Consider the following 19,277-nt stretch of genomic DNA (forward strand, 5'->3'; position numbering starts at 1 on the left):
ACGGATGTCCGCAACCAGCGGACCCGCCAGCAAGACCGGCGGACCTCCGCAGCATCTAGCGGAAGTCAGCCAGCGCCACCGGCAGGCCTGCGGCAACCAGCGGACCTGCCAAGCACCACCCGGTGGATCTCCGCGGCAATCAACGGAGCTCACCGGTTCGGACCGGCGTTCGTAGTGCGCCTGCTCTGTGGGCGCCGGAAGCACCACCCGCGACTCTCACCCTGCTGAGAGTTCGCGGTGTACACCCCGGAATCCGCGACGCCTCACTCGCGGAACCCGGCGCGGTCCACCGAGCGCCTGACGGTGTCCGCAACGCAAGACCCCGGCTCCCGCGATGCCGCGCGGGAGCCGGCCACAATCCAGCGGCTTCCGCGTCCCCTCGGCGGAACACCGCAGCACCCCCCCGCCCGGCCAACGTCGCCCGAGCCGCCCCCGCGAGCGAGGCTCCCCACCGCCGCGCTCGCTCCCTCCGTGCAGCGCTGCCACTGGAGCCGCGCTCGCTCCATGCCCCGCTCCCACCGGAGCCGTGCTCGCTCCCGTGCAGCGCTCCCACTGGAGCCGCGCTCGCTCCATGCCGCGCTCGATCGGTGCCCCGCTCCCACCGGAGCCGCGCTCGCTCCTGTGCGGCGCTCCCACCCGAGCCGCGCTCGCTCGTGCCGAGTTCACTCCGTTCCACGCTCGCTCCAGCACCCACGGAGCGCCGGCAGCTGGACGGAGTACCGGAGAGGCAGCGCAGTACGCGCCTGGCCCGGGAGTCCTCAACGTCGGAGGGCGGGCAAGGCCCGGGTAGCCCTCGACGGCGCAGTGCGGGCAAGGCCGGGGCAGCCCTCAATCGCGCAGTACGAGCAGGGCCCGGGCAGCCCCACGGCGCAGTAGCGGCGCCCCACGGCAGCGGTTCAGGCGGCGACGGGGCGTCGTGCTGGCGGAAAACGGGAAGCGGTCCAGGCCGGGATTGGGTCTGGACCGCTTTCTGTATATATAGGCGAGGGCTCAGTGCGTGTGCGGCTCGGTGCCGTGCTCGGCTTCGTGGGCCGCGATCTGGGCGCGGACCTCTTCCATGTCGACCGCGCGCAGCTGGCTGATCAGGTCTTCCAGCGCCGCCGCCGGCAGGGCGCCCGGCTGCGAGTACAGGACGACACCGTCCCGGACCGCCATCAGCGTCGGTATGGAACGGATCTGGAAGGCCTGGGCGAGCTCGACCTGATCCTCGGTGTCCACCTTGCCGAACGTGATGTCCTCGTGCGTCTCGGACGACTTCTCGAACACCGGCCCGAAAGCCTTACACGGACCACACCACTCGGCCCAGAAGTCCACCAGGACGAGCCCGTCGGAACCGACGACCTTGTCGAAGTTCTCCTGGGACAGCTCGACCGTTGCCACTACGACCTCCGAAGTTAGACGAATACGTCCTGTACAACAGCGCGGGAGCCGTCAGTGTTCCCCGGCCCCGCGCAGCGCAGTACGGGGGGGTCAGAAGGGCATGTCCACGAACGGCGACTGGTAGTCCTGCACCTCGTCCAGGATGGCAGCCGCGTCTTCCGGGCTCAGCCCCGCCCGCTCCTTCTCCGCCTGGACCATCTGCCGCAGCAGTCTGGTCTCGCCGGCCGTGGCCAGCCCGGTGATCTCCGGATGCCCGTTCAGCAACCAGGCCGTGGCCGCCGTGATGTAGCGCTGTTCGTCGAACGGCTGGTACCAGGTGTCGTAGGTCTTCTTCTCGCCGTCCCGCCAGTTCCGCCGAGAGATCATCTTGATCGTCATCAGCGCCGCGTCGCTCGCCTGCACCGCCTCGACCAGTTCGGCATAGTCGGCGGCGTACTTCGGATCGGTGGACAGCTTGTAGTTCAGCGGCGTCAGCACGCTGTCGAAGTCGAACCGCCGCAACGCCTCGCGATGCACCGACGGCGCCTCGTCGGTGTGCCCGGTGATGCCGATCGCCGACACCATGCCCTCTTCCTTGGCCCGGATCGCGGCCTCGAGCGAGCCGCCCTTGCCGGTGACCAGGTCGAGGTTCTCCAGATCGCAGACCGCGTGCATCTGGATCAGGTCGAGCCGATCGGTCTGCAACCGTTCCAGCGAACGATTGATCTCCGACCACGCCTCGTCGTACGTGCGCCGCCCGGTCTTGGTGGCGAGGAAGATCCGGTCGCGGATCTCCGGCATCCGCGGGCCGAGCCGCAACTCGGCGTCACCGTAGTCGGCCGCCACGTCGAAGTGGTTGATCCCGGCGTCGAGCGCCTCCTGGATCGAGGCGTCGGCCCGATCCTGGTCGACGGCACCCAGCGATGCGGCGCCGTAGATCAGGACCGAACTCCGGTGCTCCAGCCGTCCGAGCCGACGAGTCTCCATGCTTGTCCTCTCAAAGTCCGCGAGTACCCCAAACCCTAGTACTTTGACCCCGCGCCACGGGAGAGTTTTCCACAGGGCGTCTCACCGGATCGGTTACTATCTGTGATCAGTTGGATCGTTCTGTTTACCATGGTCTTCGCACGGATATTCGAACGTCGGTTCCGTGTGGCATGGTGTGCGCTGCCTGATCGACGTGGTCGGGCATGGGAGAGGAGTTATGGCGACGGTACCGAAGGTGTCACGCTTCACCCGCGGATGTGCAGGGAGCGCAGAAGCGGGTAACAGTATGGCTGCGGGGAGCGATGATGCTCCTGGATTCCCCTCTGGGGTCTCCCGGTGGACAGTTGCTTGCCGTATCCTCCCGGCTACTGTCCGCGTAACTGCTGTCTGAGGGGCGGGTAGCGATGAGTTGGTGGCGAGCGTTGCTGAATCTGCCGCCAAAGGGTGAGCACTGGGCGGACCAGCGGCGAACGAAGAAGCCCGGGCGGCAACGTCCACAGAGCACCCCACCGGAGTGGTGGTCACACCCCGATGGCCCGGTGTCACCTACGCCTCGCCAGGCGCAGGGGGTTGCGGCGCAGTACAGCCAACCCCAATTGCCGCCGACCGGTGGCGTGATGGCACCGCCGCGTCGCCCCCAGCCGCCCGGCACCCAGCCGCCACCCGGCCAAGCACCCCCGGGCCAGGCACCTCCAGGTCAACCACCGGCAGCCCGTACTACGGGTCAGCCGCCGGCCCGTACTACGGGTCAGCCGCCCGCGGCCGGGACGAGGCCGCCCGAGCGACTCCGGCAGCGGTCACCGCACGGTGCCCACGCGGCGCCCGGCCCAGTGCGCGAACCGATCATCGAGCCCGGCCAGACACCTTGGTCGACCGAGCCCGAGTCCTCCTTCTCCACCTGGGCGCGGCGGTTCTTCCGCGGCCTGGTGGTGGCCGTCCTGCTGCTCGCCGCCATCAGCGGCGTACGGTCCTGGATCCGGCCGAACAACACCGGCTCGACCACCGGCCAGACCACCCAGACGGGCTTCCCGTCGGACGAGGCGCGCGCCGTCGCGACGCGGTACGCGGTCTCCTACCTGAACTGGGACGAGAGCAACCCCGACGCGCGGCCGGCCCAGATCGGCCTCGACCTGGCGGCCGGCCTGGACGCCCGGGCCGGCTGGAACGGTCGCGGCAAGCAGACCGCCGACAAGGCGTACCCGGGTGAGGTCAAGGTCGACTCCGGTGGCGTGGTCGCGGTCGTCGACGTCCGGGTACAGGTCCGGTCGTTCACCAAGTCGGGCCGCAACTTCGTGCCCGGTCCGTACACCTGGCAACGGGTGTCGGTGCCGGTGGCGCGAACGGCCTCGCGGGTCGTCGCCAGCGGTCCGCCCACCTTCGTCGCCGACGAGCGGGCAGCGCTGCCCGAGAACATGCCCGAAGCGCGGGTGCCGGACGACGACCTGACCGCGGCGACCCTGAAGGACGCCGAGGCGTTCTTCAGTGCCTACGCCGAGTCCGACGCCAAGGTGGAGGCGGTGGCGGCACCCCGGGCCGTGATCCACAGCCTCAACGGTGTCGTCAAACTGGGCGACCTGAAGTCCTGGCAGGTCTACGCGGGAGACGATAACGAGCGCCGGGCCACCGCCGCCGTTACCTGGGACGGTGCGGGGGAGACCACTCTCGACCAGACCTATTCGCTCACTCTGCGGCGTACTGTCGCCGCGGACGGAGCACAGCGATGGCAAGTAGCTGCCGTCGGATGACCACAGCAGACAGCCATCGGATGACCAGAGCACCAAGGGAGATACCGCAATGATGACGCACCAACTAGTCGCGAGCGTGGTGGAGCTCACCGCGCCGCTCGCCGGCCCCAATGTCCCGACCGGCGCGGATTTCAAGGACTGGGTCCTGGTCATCGCGGGCAACATCTTCATCGCGATCCTCGTCCTCCGGGCGATCGGGCACTACTTCAAGCGCGAGTGGGGCGAGCTGTTCGGCCACATCGCGGCCGGAGTACTGGTCGGTGGGCTGATCTATGCCAACAACCAGACCATCAACGTGCTCAAGGGGTTCTGGGGATTGCTGTCCGGGGGTAGCTGATGCGCGTCGGCCGGACCCTGACCCACCACTTCGAGATCGAGACCCGGCAGTACGACCTGCTCGGCATCGACCTGGGAGAAGGCGCCCGCCGGCGGATGATCATCTTCGGTGCGGTGATCATCCTCGTCTGGATCGCTCTGCTCGTACCGTTCATCGGCGTACCCAAGAAGCCCACCGTCAGCCTGTACGTCGTACCGCCGTTCGTGATCACCGCGTTCGGCTGGCGGGCCGGCAAGCACCATGAGCGTCGTCGCCGGGTGACCGAATGGGCGCTGGCCGTCCGCTACGCGTTGCGGTCCCACCGCCCGATCATCGGGCTCGGTGCGCGGGCCGCCGACAAGACGGAGTACCTGCCCTGGCGGGAGCGCATCGCGACCCAGAAGATGGCCAACCTGGCGCGGGCCAGAGTGACGCCGGAGTGGGACCGCGAGGACGTGGTGGAGCTCGACCCGCAGGTCCGCGCCGGCGCGGACATCACCGTGAACCAACGGGCCCGCCTGCTCGGCGCGGACCATGTGCAGAGGGTCAGTCGCAGGACGTCGTCTGGGCTCAGCCGATTGGATAATAAGGGGCACGAATGAAGATCGCTGACAAGCTCCTGAACCTGGTCGGCATCGGCCGCGAACGCGGTCTGCCACCGCCCCGCCTGGTCGCCATCGCCGACGGCCTGCTGGTGACCGAACGCAGCGCCGAGGCGTGGTTCCTGATCTCGGTGGCGAACACCGACCTGGCGACCGAGGGCGAGCAGGACGCCGCGCTCGACGCCGCGGTCAGCGCGGCCGCGACGATCCTCGGCGACCGGCTCAGCCACCTGAAGGTGGTCTGGGGCCGCTCGACCGGCCAGGACTACATCGACAGCGTGACGGGCCACTACCGGCTGGGCGACCACGAGGCCTGGGCCCAGACCCGCGCCGACCGGATCGACGAGATGCGGATGCCGGAGCGCTACGTCGCCCTCGGCGTCCACCTCAGCGACCGCGACCCCCGCGCGACGGCGCAGGTCCGTGGCTCCATCAGCGACGCACTCGGTACGACGTCGTGGCGGGTGAGCGCGCGCGAGCTGGCTCACCTGGACGAGCGGGTCCGCAAGCTGGCCCGACAGCTCGGTTCGACCGTCTGGCGCGCGCACACCGCTCCCGCCGAGGTGATCTCCTGGCTGATCAGCCGTGAGATGCACCGCGGTGCCGTCGCGGCTCCCCGCCGTGGCCTGATCACCGGCGCCTCGCTGGCCCGCCTCACGGCCGGTCGAGTCGTCCCGTACACCGACCACCTGCGCATCTACGACACCCGCGGCCAGATCGCGGCGTACACGTCCGTGCTGGCGATGACGGACTTCCCCGAAGAGCTCGAGACACCGGGCGCGGGGGAGTGGCTGCGGACCCTGTCCGAGATCAAGGCGATCGACGATGACGGCGACGAGATCGACGTCACCGTCGAGGCGTCGGTGCGGTTCCGGGTGCTGACCAAGAAGACCGCGCGGCACCTGGTCGACGAGACCCGCAAGAGCGCCAAGGAACAGCGCCGCTCCGCCGCGAAGGGCACCGCCGAGGAGACCGCCGACGAGATCGTCGAGACCGAGCGGATCATGCGCGAGGTCAAGCGGGACATCAACCGCAGCGGCCTCACCCTGGTCGAGGACCACCCACGCCTGCTGGTCAGCGCGGACACCCGCGAGGATCTGGAGGCGTACGTCGACGCCGTCATCGCCCACTACGCCGACCGCGGTATCACCGTGGCCGCGGGCGCGGACGAGCAGCGGGACCTTTGGCTGGAATCGCTGCCGGGTGACCAGCTGCGGGTGCCCGATCTCGGCCACGTGCGTGAGTCGACCGCGTTCTTCGGCTCGTGGTTCTGGGGTGGCGCGTCGATCGGTGACGCGACCGGTCCCGCCATCGGCTACCTGACCGGGTCGACACCTGGTCTGGTGCGCTTCGACGCTGCGGCGGGTTCGGCCCTGGGCGACGCGACGACGACGCTGTTCCTCGGCCGATCGGGTCGAGGCAAGACGACCGCCGCGATGCTGGGCGGCCTCGACTCGGCTTTTGCCGGCGCCTGGGTCCCGCTGCTGGACCTCAAGGGTGATGCGGCAGGAGTTTCGGCGGTAGCCGCGGAGTACGGCGTACCGACTGCTGTCATCGAGATCACGGCCCAGTTCTCGGGTGCTGCCGACCTGCTGCGCGTCCTGCCTGTGGATGACGCGTTGCTGCAGGCGCCTTCGCAGCTGATGTTGCTGCTTCCTCCACACCTGCGTGGCGCGGCGGAAGCGCCAGTCATGGCCGCGACGCGTGCGGAGATCCAGTCGCCCGACCCGTCGTCGTGGGGCGTGATTCAGCGGCTCTGCGCGGCTGAGTCCGAAACCACCCGGACTGTTGGTTTTGCTTTGCGTGACCTGGTCGAGACCGGCCTTGGTTCGGTCGTTGCCGGCCCGCCGTCGGGTCTGTCGTCGCTGACGACCAACCCTGGCTTGTGGGTCGTGCAGATGCCCGGCCTGACCCTGCCTTCACCGGAGTCCGCGCCCGAATCGTGGTCCCCGATCGAACGCGTCGGCATGGCCTGCCTCCGCGGCTGCCTCGCCTGGATGGTCCGCACTACGGGCCGGCGCGAGTTCCGCGGCCGCTCCAAGGTCGTGATCGTGCCCGAGGTCCACCTGCTCACGAAGACGCCCGATGGCGCGTCATTCCTCGACTACATCGCCCGTGTCGGTCGTGCTCTGGGCGCCTCGCTGGTCCTCGACACACAGGACCCGGCGTCGATCCTGAAGCTGCCCGGTCTGGTCGAGCAGATCACCACTCTGTTCGCCTTCAGCCTGCGGTCGCGCGAGCAGGTCGACTCCCTGCTCGAGCTCCTGGGCCGGCCACAGACAGCGCCGTACCAGACCCTCGTCCGCGGCATCAACACCGCGGCCAACGGCAAGAGCATCCGCCACGGCCACTGCATCATGCGAGACCGCTGGGACGAGGTCGCCACCGTCCAGATCGACATCCCCAGCCAGCGCGTCGCCGAACTCCTCCGCACCACCCCGGAGTCCGAACACGACCTCGAACCGACCCAGCCGATCCTCGCTCCGTACGAGGACCCGGACCCGTTCGCCGACGACGAAGAAGACCTGGACGACCGCCTCGAACCGGCCGCGGCAGCCCACGCCCAAGCCGAGGCCCACACCCAGGAACCCGTCAACGACGAGCCCCTCCCGTCAGTCCCGGTGGTAGAAACCGCCACCCACCACGCCCCACCACCCCCACCCGCGCCGACCCACGCCCCACCACCTGCGCCGACCTACGCCCCAACAGCGCCGACTCACCCCGCGCCACCACCCGCAACAGCCCCGTCGAACGGCAGCTCGGCAGCGCCTTCCGCAGCCGGCATCGGGGGCCATGACCACCACCACCCCCCTCGCTACGACGAGCCGATCGGCCCCGACGAGGTCTACGACCAAGAAGCAGACGAAGCCGCCTACAACGAAGCCATGTACCCGGCCGACCCCACCCCCCCACCCTCAAACGGCACCTCCCCCAACAAAAAGGAGCACGTCGCATGAGATGGTCCCGCCGTCTCCGCACGGCGCTGACCACACTAGCGATCTCCTTCATAGTCTCAGCCCAACTAGCCCTAGCCGCCGACCCCAACACCGGCCCCACCAACCCCACCGGCTTCGGCGACCTACTCCCCACCCCAGACCTAACCCACGGCGACGGCAGAACCCTCTTCGAGTCCTACAGCCCCATGCTGTTCACGCTGGACTTCGACAAGGGCATCAGTGACACCTTCAACATGATCTTCAACGGGTACGCGTTGATCGTGATGGGCTATGTCACCGCCATCACTCGTGCGGCGATCTCGGTGGGATGGTGGCTGTTCTCGTTCACTGACGTCTCTTCGTTGACAGAAGCCACGTCCACGACGGTTGGTGCGACGGGTACTCAGTTGGCAGGGTGGCTACTGCCTTCGGCTCTGGCGTTCGGTGCTGTCGCCGCCTACACGCAGCGGAAGACGTCTGGGAGCGCGCTCGGTCAGCTGATGTGGGTTTTTGTCGCAGGGCTGCTCAGCCTCAGTTTCGCTCTAGCGCCCGCAACGTGGATCCGTGGGGTTGACGGCGCCCGCCAGCTCGGCGCGGGAGCAGTGATGACTGCCTCGTCGGACGCGATGGGCTCGACGATGCAGACGCCGGTTCCGTGGCCCGAGCCCGGCTTCACTGGAACACCCAAAGAGACGCTGTTGCGCAAATCGGCCGACGCGAGCTGGCGCGGCTTTGTCGTGACCCCGTGGTGTATCGCTGAGTTCGGTTCGATCGAGGCCTGTCAGCGATACGGCAGGGGACTGCTGGAAGTCGGCACCGACGCGGAAGCGAGAAGCAAGTACATCGACGATGTGGTTGCGCCCGCGGAGGGCGGCGGAGATGCACCGACGGTCAGATGGCTGAAGGGAGACAATCCGTTCGGCCGGGTGAGCGTGGTGATGATCGCCGGCATAGCCGCCACGTTGTTCGCTTTCCTCAACATCGCGTTGGCTTTCACAGCATTGATGGCCTTCATCGGCTGTCTGCTGCTCCTGGTCGTGGGGGTCTTCTTTGCCTGCCTCTGGATCATCCCCGGCAGGCCGCGCCAATGGGGTCTCAACTGGTTCGAAGCCTTGATAGGCCTTGTGCTGCAATCCTTCCTGGCGATGTTGATCTTCGGTACGGCGCTGACCTTGCTCACCGCTGTTTTCAGTCTGAGCGGCAGCCTGGGCTGGCTGCCGGTGACAGGCCTCGCGATCTGCGTCTTGATCGTCGGTGTCAGGGTGCGGCGGCTTCTGGACAGCCTGACGACGATGATGCGACCAGGGACCGGAAGCATCATGCTCGGCAACCTCGCTCGCAGGGGCGCGACGGGTGCCATGCAACGTTTGGTGAATGCGATCGGTGGGCGAGGTGCGTCTCCGGCACCTTCGGAACGAAGCCGTGAGAGAGCGACTCAGCCCGGCGCCAGCTCTCAACGGGTCACCGCTGTTCGAGTCTTCCGCCAGGCGCCTGCGGCTGGTTCGCTTGGGCGGGCGACGCCAGGACGAAGCACCTACGAGTTGACGACAGGGGCAGAGCGCAAGAGGACGGAGTCGGTCGGTACATCCGCGGCCACCGGGACTGGTGGCGGTGCAGCGCCTGCATCATCCGAGACTGGCAGGCCTACCGGCACCGGGACGACGCGTAACTCTCCCGCCTTGAGCCTGTCGCGCGCGAGAAGCCAGGGGCGTGGCGACAGCCGTCGCACCTTGTCTGTCAGTACGGGTGCGGCCGTGGTGAGCTCGGCTGGTGCGAGTTCGGGGACAGGTCCGGGTTCAGGGAGCAGGCAGGCGCGTGCCAAGTCTGCTGAGGCGAAGAGTGCTCGGCATTCCAAGCGGATCCAGGCTCCGGCGGTCAGCGAACCGCGCTACGAGCCGCGTGCCTATGTGCAGTCCGCGAGTCTGCGCGAAGGTCCTCCGAAGGCGCCCACGCGCCGGCGGTCCACTGCGCCGACGCAGCGTCGGTTCAGGGAGTATTCGAAGGTCACGAAAGACGGTGTGACCGTTCATGTGCCAAGGCGCCGGTGATGGATCATGGCGCGTAAGGAGCGCGACTCATCTCGCGGTAAGGGCTCACGAGGGCATCACGCTCGTGAGCCTGAGCGTCTTGAGGACGATCCCGGGGCTCGGCCGACAGGTCAGCGGCCGCGGCCACCAGAGCCGAACGGGTGGCGCTCGGTTATCAACAGCGACTACGAGTACCCCGAGGAACTCGACGAGCTGAGTCGGCGTGAGCGTCGTCAGGCCAAGAAGAACTGGCGGCGTGACGACCATGCTGCGCGGATCGCCTGGCTACGCAATCAGCGCCAAGCTGAACCGGTGTCGCCGGCCGCGATCGTCGTACTGGTTGTTCTGGTGATGATCGTCATCCTGGGATTGGGCGGAGGCCTTCCGCGAATCCTCGGTGGCGATGACGGCGACAAGCAGCCCATCGGTTTGCTGACCCCCGCGCGGTCTGTTGCTCTGCCGACCCCTCCCGCCGGTACCACCACCTCAGAGTCCCCGAGCACGTCCCCGACCCTGTCGGTCCCACCTCCGGAAAGCCGGCGCCCTCCGGCAGCAACAACGGCCGATGCGACCAGACTGGTCGAGACATGGGCTCGAGCTTTCTACACCCGCGATCCGGCGTCCGAGAGCTATTCCCAGCTCATCAACAAGTGCGCCCAGTACGTGACTCCTGGCGTCGCGGCTAGCTTTGCTTCAGCGGGCGACTCGACGTATGACGCTCTCAAGGCCAGCAATGGCAAGTCATCAGTAGTTTCTGCCGTGGCCGGCGCTCCCCGGGAGGACGCCGCACCCGTCGATACCCCGAACCGGATCACCCGTCTGCTCAAGGTCACCATCGCGACCACCGGTACCAAGCCACAGCGCTTCGAGGTACCGCTGCTGGTGACCGTGAGCCTTCAAGACGACCGCTGGCTGATCAGCGACGTTTCCGGCGGTACCGGGCCATGACCGGCGGAAGCGGGTGTCGACATGTTCAGTGGCAATAGCGCCCTGGGACGCGGCAGCGGCTTGATGGGCCGCGGTGTGCTGCTGAAGGCTCTCGCGGCGATGGCGATGGTCGGTGTCGTCGGGCTTCTCATGCTTGCGCCGTTCGGCGCATCGGGGAAGCCACAGGCCGCTTGCGTGCCGCTGGCACCCGGCCAGGCAGACGCTCCAGGATCGGGAGGGCCAGTCCGACAAGACCAGGAAAGATTCGCCAAGGTCATCGACCAAGTGGCGATCGAGCGCGGACTCCCGGGCCAAGCCACTTTGATCGCTCTGATGACCGCGCTGGTGGAGTCGGAACTTCAGAATCTGACCTACGGGCACGCCGACTCAGTCGGCCTGTTTCAGCAGAGGCCTGCGGCAGGCTGGGGCACAGTGGCTCAGATCATGAAGCCTCGGTACGCCGCGGCCGCGTTCTTCGGAGGCGTGGCAGCGCCCGACCCGCCAGGTTTGGTCGACATCGAAGGATGGCCGTCAATGCCTTACGGGGAGGCCGCTCAGGCTGTCCAAGTGTCGGCCTTCCCCGATCGCTACGCGACGCGTGAGCAGGAGGCGCGAGAAATTGCGGCGGCGGCCGGTATCGATCTGAACCGACCTGGCGATCCTTATGCCGGACGCGCGGGTACGCCGCCGCTGACGGTCGACGACGGTTTCGACCATGAAGAATGCGGGGGAGGGTTGGTCGCCGGAGGCCAGCCGGTCAACGGCGTCTGGCCGCCGGAGGAGCAGACGATCACCGACCCGACGGGCACAGGCGGGATGGTGACACCGCGAACTGCAGCCTGGGTCGCCCTGGCCCGCTCCTCGCTCGGTCAGCTCAGCATGAGTTGCTGGGATGCCCACCTGTGGAACCCCACCAGTGACCATCCGCGAGGAAAAGCCTGCGACCTCATGGTCGGCGGCGACGCCCGCCGATCAGCGCCCACCAAGGCCGCGGGGGACCGGATAGCCAACTGGGCTGTCCAAACAGCGCCGAAGACGGGAGTCCGCTACGTCATCTGGTACGGGAAGATCTGGTCCGCCAGACGCGGCACCTGGATCCCCTACAACGGCGGCGGAGTCTACGTCCCCACCGACGCCACCGGCGGCCACTTCGACCACGTCCACGTGTCGCTGTACTGAGATGGGTTCTATGGTGGACACCTCTGAGTTCAAATTCGCCCCGACAAGGAGAGCGCCTCATGAGCGGCCCGCCTGGACCGTTTGACCCCCAGGGTCCAAGTGGCGGTGACCAGTCTTTTGGGGGTCCGCCATCGCCCTACGGACCTCAGAACTCTCAGTGGCCACCGGCGGGCAATCAGTTCCCGCCTGACCAGCAATGGGAGCAGCGGCCGCCCAGCCAAGGTTGGGAACAGCTTCCAGCGGGACAGCCTCCAAAACAGCTGCCTGGTGGGGACAGCGGACGACGCGGACCTGTTCAGATCGACTCAGGCATCGGAGCCGCACTTGCGGTAGCCGTGCCATGGTTCTTCTGGAGCCTGTGTGTCGTTGCCTGGCTCGGAGGGTTCTTCGGGTTCACCATCGGCTGGATCATTGTGGCCGTTTGGGTCATCTCGGGTGCAGTCACTCTCCTCAGTCCGACGGAGGAGGTGATCGCTCGACACGTGCTTCGACTTCGACTGCCGACGCTGATCGAGCAGCAGAGGCTCGGACCGGCGTGGCATCAGGTGGCGCGGGCGGCTGGAGTCAATCCCGACCGATACACCATCTGGATCCAGGAGTCAGATGATGCGAACGCGACCCCGACCCCTGGGCATACGATTGCAGTGACCCGCTGGGCGCTCTACACGGTCCCCGGACAGCACCTGGAAGCAGTTCTGGCCCATGAACTAAGTCATCACCTGGGTGGCCGCGCCCGGTTGAGCCTTCTGAGTTTCTGGTACTCGATCCCTGCGCGGGTCACGCTGATAGGGGTCCGCGCGCTCGGACGGTTGATGCGAAAGATTCCTGCCCTGGGATGCGCAGTCATCGCCTTTCTCGCTCTGGCTTATGCGGGAATCTTGGCCGCGGTACTGATCTTCGGCAACGGCTATCTCTGGCCGTTCCTGTTCCTGACACCCCTCATCGCGCCGCCGATACTCGCGTGGCTCAGTCGTCGGCAAGTCAAACAAGCGGACCGCAAGGCTGCACAGCTTGGCTATGGTCCGTCATTGGTGCAGGTATTGCATGGCTGGCAGATGCAGCATCAGAAGACGCTCGGGCAGCTTGGAAGTCGCCGTGCTGAGTTCATGTCGAGCCGACCCGCAGTGGTCGACCGGATTCACGTTCTCGAGTCACCACAGAGTCTCTGACCGTACCGAGCGCTGGTCTCCGCGAGGACTTGCCGGCGCGAACGATGTCGATGCAACGAAGTTGCGTCCCGCCGGTGCGTGCTCGCCACAGGCTTGCCGCATGGGGGTCGTGTTAGGCGAGGAAGCGGATGTCGGTGTTGGTGGCCGTCGGCGAGGTGAAGTTGAGGAGGTTCTGGGCCTCGGCTTCGAGAGCGTTGCGGGTGGTGCGGGAGATGGGGATTAGGGGGTGGATTTCTAGGGTTGCGGTGGATTTGGTGGGGGTGGGGCGTTTCCAGAGGGCGGTTAGGTGGCCGTTGTGGAGGATGGTGCCTTGGCTTAGGGGGGCTGGTGGGGTGGGAGTGGGGTAGAAGCGGGAGCGGTTGGCGTGGGAGAGGAGGAGGTTGTCGAATTCGGGGAGGAAGCGGACGGGGGCTGGGGTGTCCTCGTCGGGGAGGGTGATGGTGGGGAGGTCGTAGAGGGTGTTGCCGGTGTCGGCGTCTGTGTAGGTGCGCAGGTCCAGGCGGTCGAAGACTTCGGACAGGCGGGTCAGGCCGGACCAGGATTGGGCGTCGGCGACGGTGGCGGGGCCGTACGCCGCCAGGTAGCGGAGTACCAGTTGGTCGATGTCTGGTTTGGGGTTGATGGGGGAGCCCAGCCAGAGGTCGGCGGTGGTCATGGTGGGGTTGCCGCCCTTGCCCCAGATGCCTCGGGGTGGGATCTGAACGGTGGGGAGCAGGCAGCGGACCGCGTGGGCCAGGGATGGGGCGTCGCGGTCGGGCCACATCGGGCCGAGGTGTTCGCGGAGTTGCACCGCGGTGGCCGGTGAGGTGGTGAAGCGGTCGATGCCGGCTTGGAGTACGGCGTCCATGTCGAGGCCGTGGAGGCGCTTGCCGCCGTACGTCGTGTTGGAGTAGACCTCGCGTTCGAGCCGGGGCTGGATCATTCCCCGTACGGCGAGGAAGTCGCGGCTGGACATCAGGTGGATCGTTGCCCGCATCAAGGAACCGCGGACGGCCTGCCGGTTCTCCAGGAGGCCGGCCAGTTCCGCGGGATCGAAGTCGACGAGCCGCGTCCACAGGCCGACGTACGGCGCGAGGGGGACCTGGGCCTGCATGCCGACCAAGTGCTCGATCGCTTCGAGGGCGGTCGCGGACCGGCGTTCGAGCAGCCACTGGCGCTCCAGCGTGGCGCGGTTCTGGGCTTGCAGACTCAACTTCGTCATGGCTGATCCTCTCCTGGGTTCGGGAAAAACCCTACGAGGGGAAGAGGCCAGTTCCTGTCCGCTTCGACGGAGCTGAGACCCAGCGAGGACCAGATGATTTCCCTTGCCGAGCCGTGGTCACGGAAAGTTTTGCTTCCCAGGGTGGTGCCGGGCGAACTAGGGTCGCCACGGATCGTAGTCGTACCACCACGGTCGTTCACCTGGGAGGGAAAGTATGACCAAACACGTGCGTCGCCGGAAGGCGATCGCCGCTGTCACCGCCGCCGGTGCGGTGCTGGCACTCGGGTTGTCGTTCACCAGCGCCGCGGGGGCAGCGCCGACGGACGCTTCGGCCGCCACCGCGGTGCCGGGCAACCTGAAGTTGATCAAGACCAAGACCTCACTGCTCGGCAAGCACTACTGGTACCAGCAGACCTTCAAGGGCCTGCCGGTGCTCAACGGGTACTACGCGAAGCACGTCGACAAGTCGGGCAAGGTCGTCCAGGTCTCCGACGGCCGCGACGCCGTACCGGCGAACCTGGACGTGAGTGCGAAGGTGCCGTCGGCAACCGCCACCAAGTCGGCGAACGCCGCGGTGGCGAACCGCGCCGCCAGGAGTCGCAGTACCGGCGGGAAGGGTGTCGTCCCGACGCCGACCGCGACCCAGGGAACAGCCCAGCTCGCCGTCGTCGGCGGGCCGGACGCGCGGCTGGTCTGGAACGTCACCTCGCGCTCGACCGAGGGCGTCACTCGCTCGCTTGTCGATGCCAAGGACGGCAAGCTGGTCAAGTCCGAGGTGATCAGCGACCACGCCGACGGCCGCGGCGCGGTGTTCGACCCCAACCCGGTCGTGACGCTGAAGAACGAGGACCTGCTGGACAACAACGACAAGAACTCCAACGAGTTGTTCCTGGCGCAGAAGAACGTCATCCTGCGCAACCTGGACGGTTCGGGCTACCTGAACGGCCCGTACGTCAACATCAAGGAAGCCAAGGGTGGCCTCGCCTACAACGCGAACAACAGCTTCGTCTTCCAGCGGGCGAGCAACAAGTTCGAGCAGGTGATGGCGTACTACCAGGTCAACCAGACCCAGGAGTACATCCACTCGCTCGGCTTCACCGACGTGAACAACGAGTCGCAGGACTTCTCGATCAACACCTTCGCCGGCGACAACTCGTTCTACGACCCGTCGATCGACATGATCACGATGGGCGAGGGTGGTGTCGACGACGCCGAGGACGCCGAGGTGATCTGGCACGAGTACGGTCACGCGATCCAGGACGACATCGTTCCGGGCTTCGGCGAGTCGCTGGAAGCCGGCTCGATCGGCGAGGGCTTCGGTGACTACTGGGCCGTCCAGCAGTCCATCCCGGTCAGCAAGGGCTACGACCTGCCGTGCGTGATGGACTGGGACGCCACCTCGTACACCGCGGGCCCGAAGCACTGCCTGCGGCGGACCGACACCGGCAAGACCACCGACGACATCGTCGGCGAGGTGCACGACGACGGTGAGATCTGGTCGAACGCGCTCTGGGACATCCACAAGGCGCTCGGCCGGAACAAGGCCGCCAAGGTGATCCTGCAGGGCACGTTCTTCTACGCGCCGGACACCTCGTTCGCCGACGCCGCACGGGTCACCGTGCAGTCGGCCCGCCTGCTCTACGGCAAGGCGGCCGCCGAGCAGGTCACTGCCGCCTTCAAGGCGCGCAAGATCCTCTAGCAACCCGCCGGCTCATGCGCCCACTACTACTGTGGGCGCATGAGCTGGAGCACCAAGGACATCCCTGACCTGACCGGCCGCGCCGTCCTCGTCACCGGCGCGACCAGTGGGCTCGGCTACGAGACCGCGCTCGAACTCCTCCGGCACGGTGCCGAGGTGACGATCGCGGCGCGCAACCCGGAGAAGTCCGCGCAGGCCGCGGCCGGCCTCGCCGCCGCTACCGGTCGCCGGCCAGAGATCCTCGAACTCGACCTCGCCGATCTGACCAGCGTGAAGGCCGCCGCCGAGCAGTACAAACCCGATCGCCTCGACGTCCTGATCAACAACGCCGGCGTGATGGCGACGCCGTACCGGCAGACCGTTGACGGGTTCGAGCTGCAGGTCGGCACTAATCACCTCGGTCACTTCGCGCTCACCGCCCGGCTGCTACCGCTGCTCCTCAACGCGAGCAGCCCGCGGGTGGTGACCGTCTCCTCCTTCATGCACAAGACCGTCCGGCGCATCGACCAGAGCGACTTCCGCGCCGAGAACGGCTACGCGAAGTGGGACGCCTACGGCAAGTCCAAGCTCGCCAACCTGCTCTTCATGCTCGAGCTGGACCGCCGCGCCCGGGCAGCCGGTACGCCGCTGCTGAGCGTCGGCGCGCATCCCGGTTTCGCGCGCACCCACTTGCAGACGTCAGGCCCGCAAATGGGCGGTGTCAGCCTCGAGGCGCGCGTCATGGGCTTCGGCACCAAGATCGTCGCCCAGTCCGCAGCCGCCGGCGCCTGGCCGAGCCTGTACGCCGCGACGCTGCCCGACGTCCGCCCCGGCTCGTACGTCGGCCCGTCGTTCTTCGAGTACCGCGGAAGGCCCAAGCTGGTCCAGCCGAGCAAAGCAGCCCAGGACCCGGAACTCGCCAAGCGCCTGTGGACCTGGTCGGCCGAGGCAACCGGAGTCGACGCGTTCTGAAAGCCCTTGCCACACCCAGTTCAGGTAGGCCACTCTGTGTGGTCGGATGATCACCTGAAGCTCGGAGGATGTGTCATGGGTACGAGCCGCCGCCGTTTCCTCGGACTCACCGCAGTCGCCCTCGGCAGCGCCACGGTTGGAGCCAGGCCGGCAACTGCGTCCTGCCGAGCGGGCTCGACCCTCTATCTCGGCACCTACACCTCCCCGTCGGGCGGCGGCACCGGCATCGGGATCGCGTCGTACGACGCGGCGACCGGCGAGCTCACCTCGACCGGCGTACTGACCGGAGTGCAAGACCCGTCGTTCCTGATCATGTCGCCTTCGGGCCGCAACCTGTACGCCGTCAACGAGCAGTCGTCGGGCGGCGTCACCGCGATCGCGGTGGACTCACCGGGCAAGCTGCGGGTCCTCAATCGTCAACCCAACGGTGGAGCCGCGCCCTGTCACCTCGCCTTGGTTGCCAATAGCAAGTATCTGGTCAGCGCCAACTACAGCTCCGGTGACCTCTCGGTCCATCCGGTCAACCAGGACGGGAGCCTTGGGCAACGAACCGATCTCGTCAAGCACGCCGGAGCAGCGCCGCACGCCCACCAGGTCCTGCAGGATGCCACCGGCAACTACGTGCTGGCCGTTGACCTGGGCACCGATTCGGTCTACACGTACACGATTGCCAACGGCAAGCTCGCCTTGCGGAGCCAGGCGAAGCTGAAGACCGGCTCCGGTCCGCGCCACCTCGCGTTCCACCCGAACGGCCGCTACGCCTACGTCGCCGGTGAACTGGACAGCACGATCACCGTCTGCCGGTACGACGCAACGACCGGCAAGGTCACGCCGGGCGCGACCCAGAGCACGGTCCCGGCCGGTTCGCCGGCGAACTATCCCGCCGAGGTGATCGCGTCGCCGGACGGCCGCTTCGTCTACCTCACCAATCGCGGGCACAACAGCATCGCGATCTTCGCCGTCGACGAAGGCGGCGCGTCCCTGCGTCTGATCGGTACGCCGTCCTGCGGCGGCAACTGGCCTCGGCATGTGACGCTGGACCCCACCGGGCGACTCATCTTCGTCTCCAACCAGAGGTCGAACAACGTCGCGACGTTCCAGGTGGACCCCAAAACGGGCGGCCTGACGCCGAAAAGCTCGTTCACCACCCCGATTCCGGTCTGCGCCCTCCCGGGCTGACCTGGACGTTTCGAGGTGCGAGGCGGTCGCAAAGCACCCATGCTTGGTAGTGGTGCCGACAGGGAGGACCACTGCGATGACCGCTCCCAGCCACGTTCTCAGTCCGTTGACCGCGCTCAGGTTCCGGCTGCCCCGGTTCGGGCTCGGCGGTTCTCCGATCGGCGACCTGCCGGACCCGGACGGCGACGCGATCGCGACGGCCACCATCGACGCGGCGTACCAGGCCGGGATCCGGTACTTCGACACGGCGCCCAGTTACGGCGCCGGACGGTCCGAACAACGCTTCGGTACTGCGCTCGCGCGCTGGCCGCGGGAGGAGTTCCTGCTGTCCACGAAGGTCGGCCGATCGGTGGACGGCAGCCCAGACTTCTCCGCCGACGGCATTCGCAGGTCGCTGGCCGAGAGTCGCAAACGGCTCGGCCTGCAAGTGGATCTGGTCATGCTGCACGACCCGGGAGCGCACTGGCAGCAGGCCATCGAGGAGGCCTACCCGGTTCTCCATGAGTTGCGCGAGGAGCGGGGGGTGGCCGCGATCGGCGCGGCCGCTGCTGACTGGCGACTCCTCGATCGGATGGTTCGTGACACCGAACTCGATGCGGTGCTGCTCGCCGGCCAGTACTCGCTGCTCGACCGGTCCGCGACCCCACTGCTCGATCGGTGCCAGGCCAGGGGAGTGCGCGCGATCGCGTCCGGAGTACTGACCAAGCAGGTGCTGTGGACCGACCGATCCAAACAAACGACTGACCCCGGCATGATCCTGGCCCGGCGACTCGCGGCCGTCTGCGAACGGTACGGCGTATCGCTGCCGCAGGCCGCGTTGGCCTTCCCTGGCAGGCATTCCGCGGTCGCGTCCGTCCTGATCGGCGCGGCCAGCCGGGCCGAGATCCGGGCCGACGCGGTACTGGTCCGGCAATCGGTTCCAGCCGAGCTGTGGCGTGACGAGGAGCTCCTGAGACTTCTCGCCTAGCCGCCCTCTTGTCAGCCACCGCGGGACTGGGCG

General features: G+C 67.4%; 15 protein-coding genes. 12 read left to right on the forward strand and 3 right to left on the reverse strand.

Annotation, left to right across the window (positions count from 1 at the left end; translation table 11 throughout):
• Positions 1-990: 990 nt before the first annotated feature.
• On the reverse strand, positions 991-1,380 hold the full coding sequence (gene trxA, locus AB0F51_RS21415; protein ID WP_360282449.1) for a thioredoxin: 390 nt from the start codon (positions 1,378-1,380) through the stop codon (positions 991-993).
• A 90-nt stretch (positions 1,381-1,470) separates the two neighbouring features.
• Positions 1,471-2,346, reverse strand: coding sequence for an aldo/keto reductase (locus AB0F51_RS21420; protein ID WP_360282451.1), 876 nt, complete (start codon positions 2,344-2,346; stop codon positions 1,471-1,473).
• Between the two features lie 617 nt (positions 2,347-2,963).
• On the opposite strand from AB0F51_RS21420, the gene AB0F51_RS21425 reads away from it, so the two are divergent.
• From AB0F51_RS21425 to AB0F51_RS21460, 8 genes are all read left to right on the forward strand, one after another.
• On the forward strand, positions 2,964-4,091 hold the full coding sequence (locus AB0F51_RS21425; protein ID WP_360282453.1) for a conjugal transfer protein: 1,128 nt from the start codon (positions 2,964-2,966) through the stop codon (positions 4,089-4,091).
• Positions 4,092-4,140: 49 nt separating this feature from the next.
• Positions 4,141-4,428 (forward strand): hypothetical protein, encoded by a 288-nt coding sequence (locus tag AB0F51_RS21430; protein ID WP_360282455.1) that lies wholly within the window; start codon positions 4,141-4,143, stop codon positions 4,426-4,428.
• Complete coding sequence (locus tag AB0F51_RS21435) at positions 4,428-5,009, forward strand: hypothetical protein (RefSeq protein WP_360282457.1); 582 nt, start codon at positions 4,428-4,430, stop codon at positions 5,007-5,009. Before AB0F51_RS21430 ends, AB0F51_RS21435 begins: the two co-directional genes overlap by 1 nt.
• Positions 5,006-7,966, forward strand: a complete 2,961-nt coding sequence (locus tag AB0F51_RS21440; RefSeq protein ID WP_360282459.1) for an ATP-binding protein — start codon at positions 5,006-5,008, stop codon at positions 7,964-7,966. The genes AB0F51_RS21435 and AB0F51_RS21440 overlap by 4 nt, the downstream gene beginning before the upstream one ends.
• A gap of 185 nt (positions 7,967-8,151) precedes the next feature.
• Positions 8,152-9,993 (forward strand): hypothetical protein, encoded by a 1,842-nt coding sequence (locus AB0F51_RS21445; protein WP_360282461.1) that lies wholly within the window; start codon positions 8,152-8,154, stop codon positions 9,991-9,993.
• 6 nt (positions 9,994-9,999) lie between these two features.
• Positions 10,000-10,920, forward strand: a complete 921-nt coding sequence (locus AB0F51_RS21450; RefSeq protein ID WP_360282463.1) for a hypothetical protein — start codon at positions 10,000-10,002, stop codon at positions 10,918-10,920.
• Between the two features lie 513 nt (positions 10,921-11,433).
• Entirely contained in the window at positions 11,434-12,078 is a 645-nt protein-coding gene (locus AB0F51_RS21455; protein WP_360282465.1) for a hypothetical protein, read from the forward strand.
• 335 nt (positions 12,079-12,413) lie between these two features.
• Positions 12,414-13,247: a M48 family metalloprotease gene (locus AB0F51_RS21460; RefSeq protein WP_360282467.1), complete on the forward strand. Its 834-nt coding sequence runs from the start codon at positions 12,414-12,416 to the stop codon at positions 13,245-13,247.
• A 112-nt stretch (positions 13,248-13,359) separates the two neighbouring features.
• Here the strand turns inward: AB0F51_RS21460 and AB0F51_RS21465 are convergent, their stop codons facing one another.
• On the reverse strand, positions 13,360-14,448 hold the full coding sequence (locus AB0F51_RS21465) for a winged helix DNA-binding domain-containing protein (RefSeq protein ID WP_360282469.1): 1,089 nt from the start codon (positions 14,446-14,448) through the stop codon (positions 13,360-13,362).
• A 214-nt stretch (positions 14,449-14,662) separates the two neighbouring features.
• Between AB0F51_RS21465 and AB0F51_RS21470 the strand changes: the two genes are divergently transcribed.
• From AB0F51_RS21470 to AB0F51_RS21485, 4 genes are all read left to right on the forward strand, one after another.
• Positions 14,663-16,147, forward strand: a complete 1,485-nt coding sequence (locus tag AB0F51_RS21470) for a M36 family metallopeptidase (RefSeq protein ID WP_360282471.1) — start codon at positions 14,663-14,665, stop codon at positions 16,145-16,147.
• Between the two features lie 39 nt (positions 16,148-16,186).
• The gene (locus tag AB0F51_RS21475) at positions 16,187-17,098 is read left to right on the forward strand and encodes an oxidoreductase (protein ID WP_360282473.1); all 912 of its coding nucleotides are present in this window, start codon (positions 16,187-16,189) and stop codon (positions 17,096-17,098) included.
• 75 nt (positions 17,099-17,173) lie between these two features.
• Positions 17,174-18,277 (forward strand): lactonase family protein, encoded by a 1,104-nt coding sequence (locus tag AB0F51_RS21480; RefSeq protein ID WP_360282475.1) that lies wholly within the window; start codon positions 17,174-17,176, stop codon positions 18,275-18,277.
• 76 nt (positions 18,278-18,353) lie between these two features.
• Positions 18,354-19,244 carry an aldo/keto reductase gene (locus AB0F51_RS21485; RefSeq protein WP_360282477.1) on the forward strand — a complete coding sequence of 297 codons (891 nt, stop codon included), beginning with the start codon at positions 18,354-18,356 and terminating at the stop codon, positions 19,242-19,244.
• The last annotated feature ends 33 nt before the right edge of the window (positions 19,245-19,277 follow it).

This window comes from Kribbella sp. NPDC023855 (assembly GCF_040639475.1).
Lineage (GTDB): Bacteria > Actinomycetota > Actinomycetes > Propionibacteriales > Kribbellaceae > Kribbella.

What these genes read in the sequence shown, in the direction of transcription:
- AB0F51_RS21420 (WP_360282451.1), bottom strand. Translation starts at nt 2,346, where the DNA reads ATGGAGACTCGTCGGCTCGGACGGCTGGAGCACCGGAGTTCGGTCCTG.
- AB0F51_RS21425 (WP_360282453.1), top strand. Translation starts at nt 2,964, where the DNA reads ATGGCACCGCCGCGTCGCCCCCAGCCGCCCGGCACCCAGCCGCCACCC.
- AB0F51_RS21430 (WP_360282455.1), top strand. Translation starts at nt 4,141, where the DNA reads ATGATGACGCACCAACTAGTCGCGAGCGTGGTGGAGCTCACCGCGCCG.
- AB0F51_RS21435 (WP_360282457.1), top strand. Translation starts at nt 4,428, where the DNA reads ATGCGCGTCGGCCGGACCCTGACCCACCACTTCGAGATCGAGACCCGG.
- AB0F51_RS21440 (WP_360282459.1), top strand. Translation starts at nt 5,006, where the DNA reads ATGAAGATCGCTGACAAGCTCCTGAACCTGGTCGGCATCGGCCGCGAA.
- AB0F51_RS21445 (WP_360282461.1), top strand. Translation starts at nt 8,152, where the DNA reads ATGCTGTTCACGCTGGACTTCGACAAGGGCATCAGTGACACCTTCAAC.
- AB0F51_RS21450 (WP_360282463.1), top strand. Translation starts at nt 10,000, where the DNA reads ATGGCGCGTAAGGAGCGCGACTCATCTCGCGGTAAGGGCTCACGAGGG.
- AB0F51_RS21455 (WP_360282465.1), top strand. Translation starts at nt 11,434, where the DNA reads ATGCCTTACGGGGAGGCCGCTCAGGCTGTCCAAGTGTCGGCCTTCCCC.
- AB0F51_RS21465 (WP_360282469.1), bottom strand. Translation starts at nt 14,448, where the DNA reads ATGACGAAGTTGAGTCTGCAAGCCCAGAACCGCGCCACGCTGGAGCGC.
- AB0F51_RS21470 (WP_360282471.1), top strand. Translation starts at nt 14,663, where the DNA reads ATGACCAAACACGTGCGTCGCCGGAAGGCGATCGCCGCTGTCACCGCC.
- AB0F51_RS21475 (WP_360282473.1), top strand. Translation starts at nt 16,187, where the DNA reads ATGAGCTGGAGCACCAAGGACATCCCTGACCTGACCGGCCGCGCCGTC.
- AB0F51_RS21480 (WP_360282475.1), top strand. Translation starts at nt 17,174, where the DNA reads ATGGGTACGAGCCGCCGCCGTTTCCTCGGACTCACCGCAGTCGCCCTC.
- AB0F51_RS21485 (WP_360282477.1), top strand. Translation starts at nt 18,354, where the DNA reads ATGACCGCTCCCAGCCACGTTCTCAGTCCGTTGACCGCGCTCAGGTTC.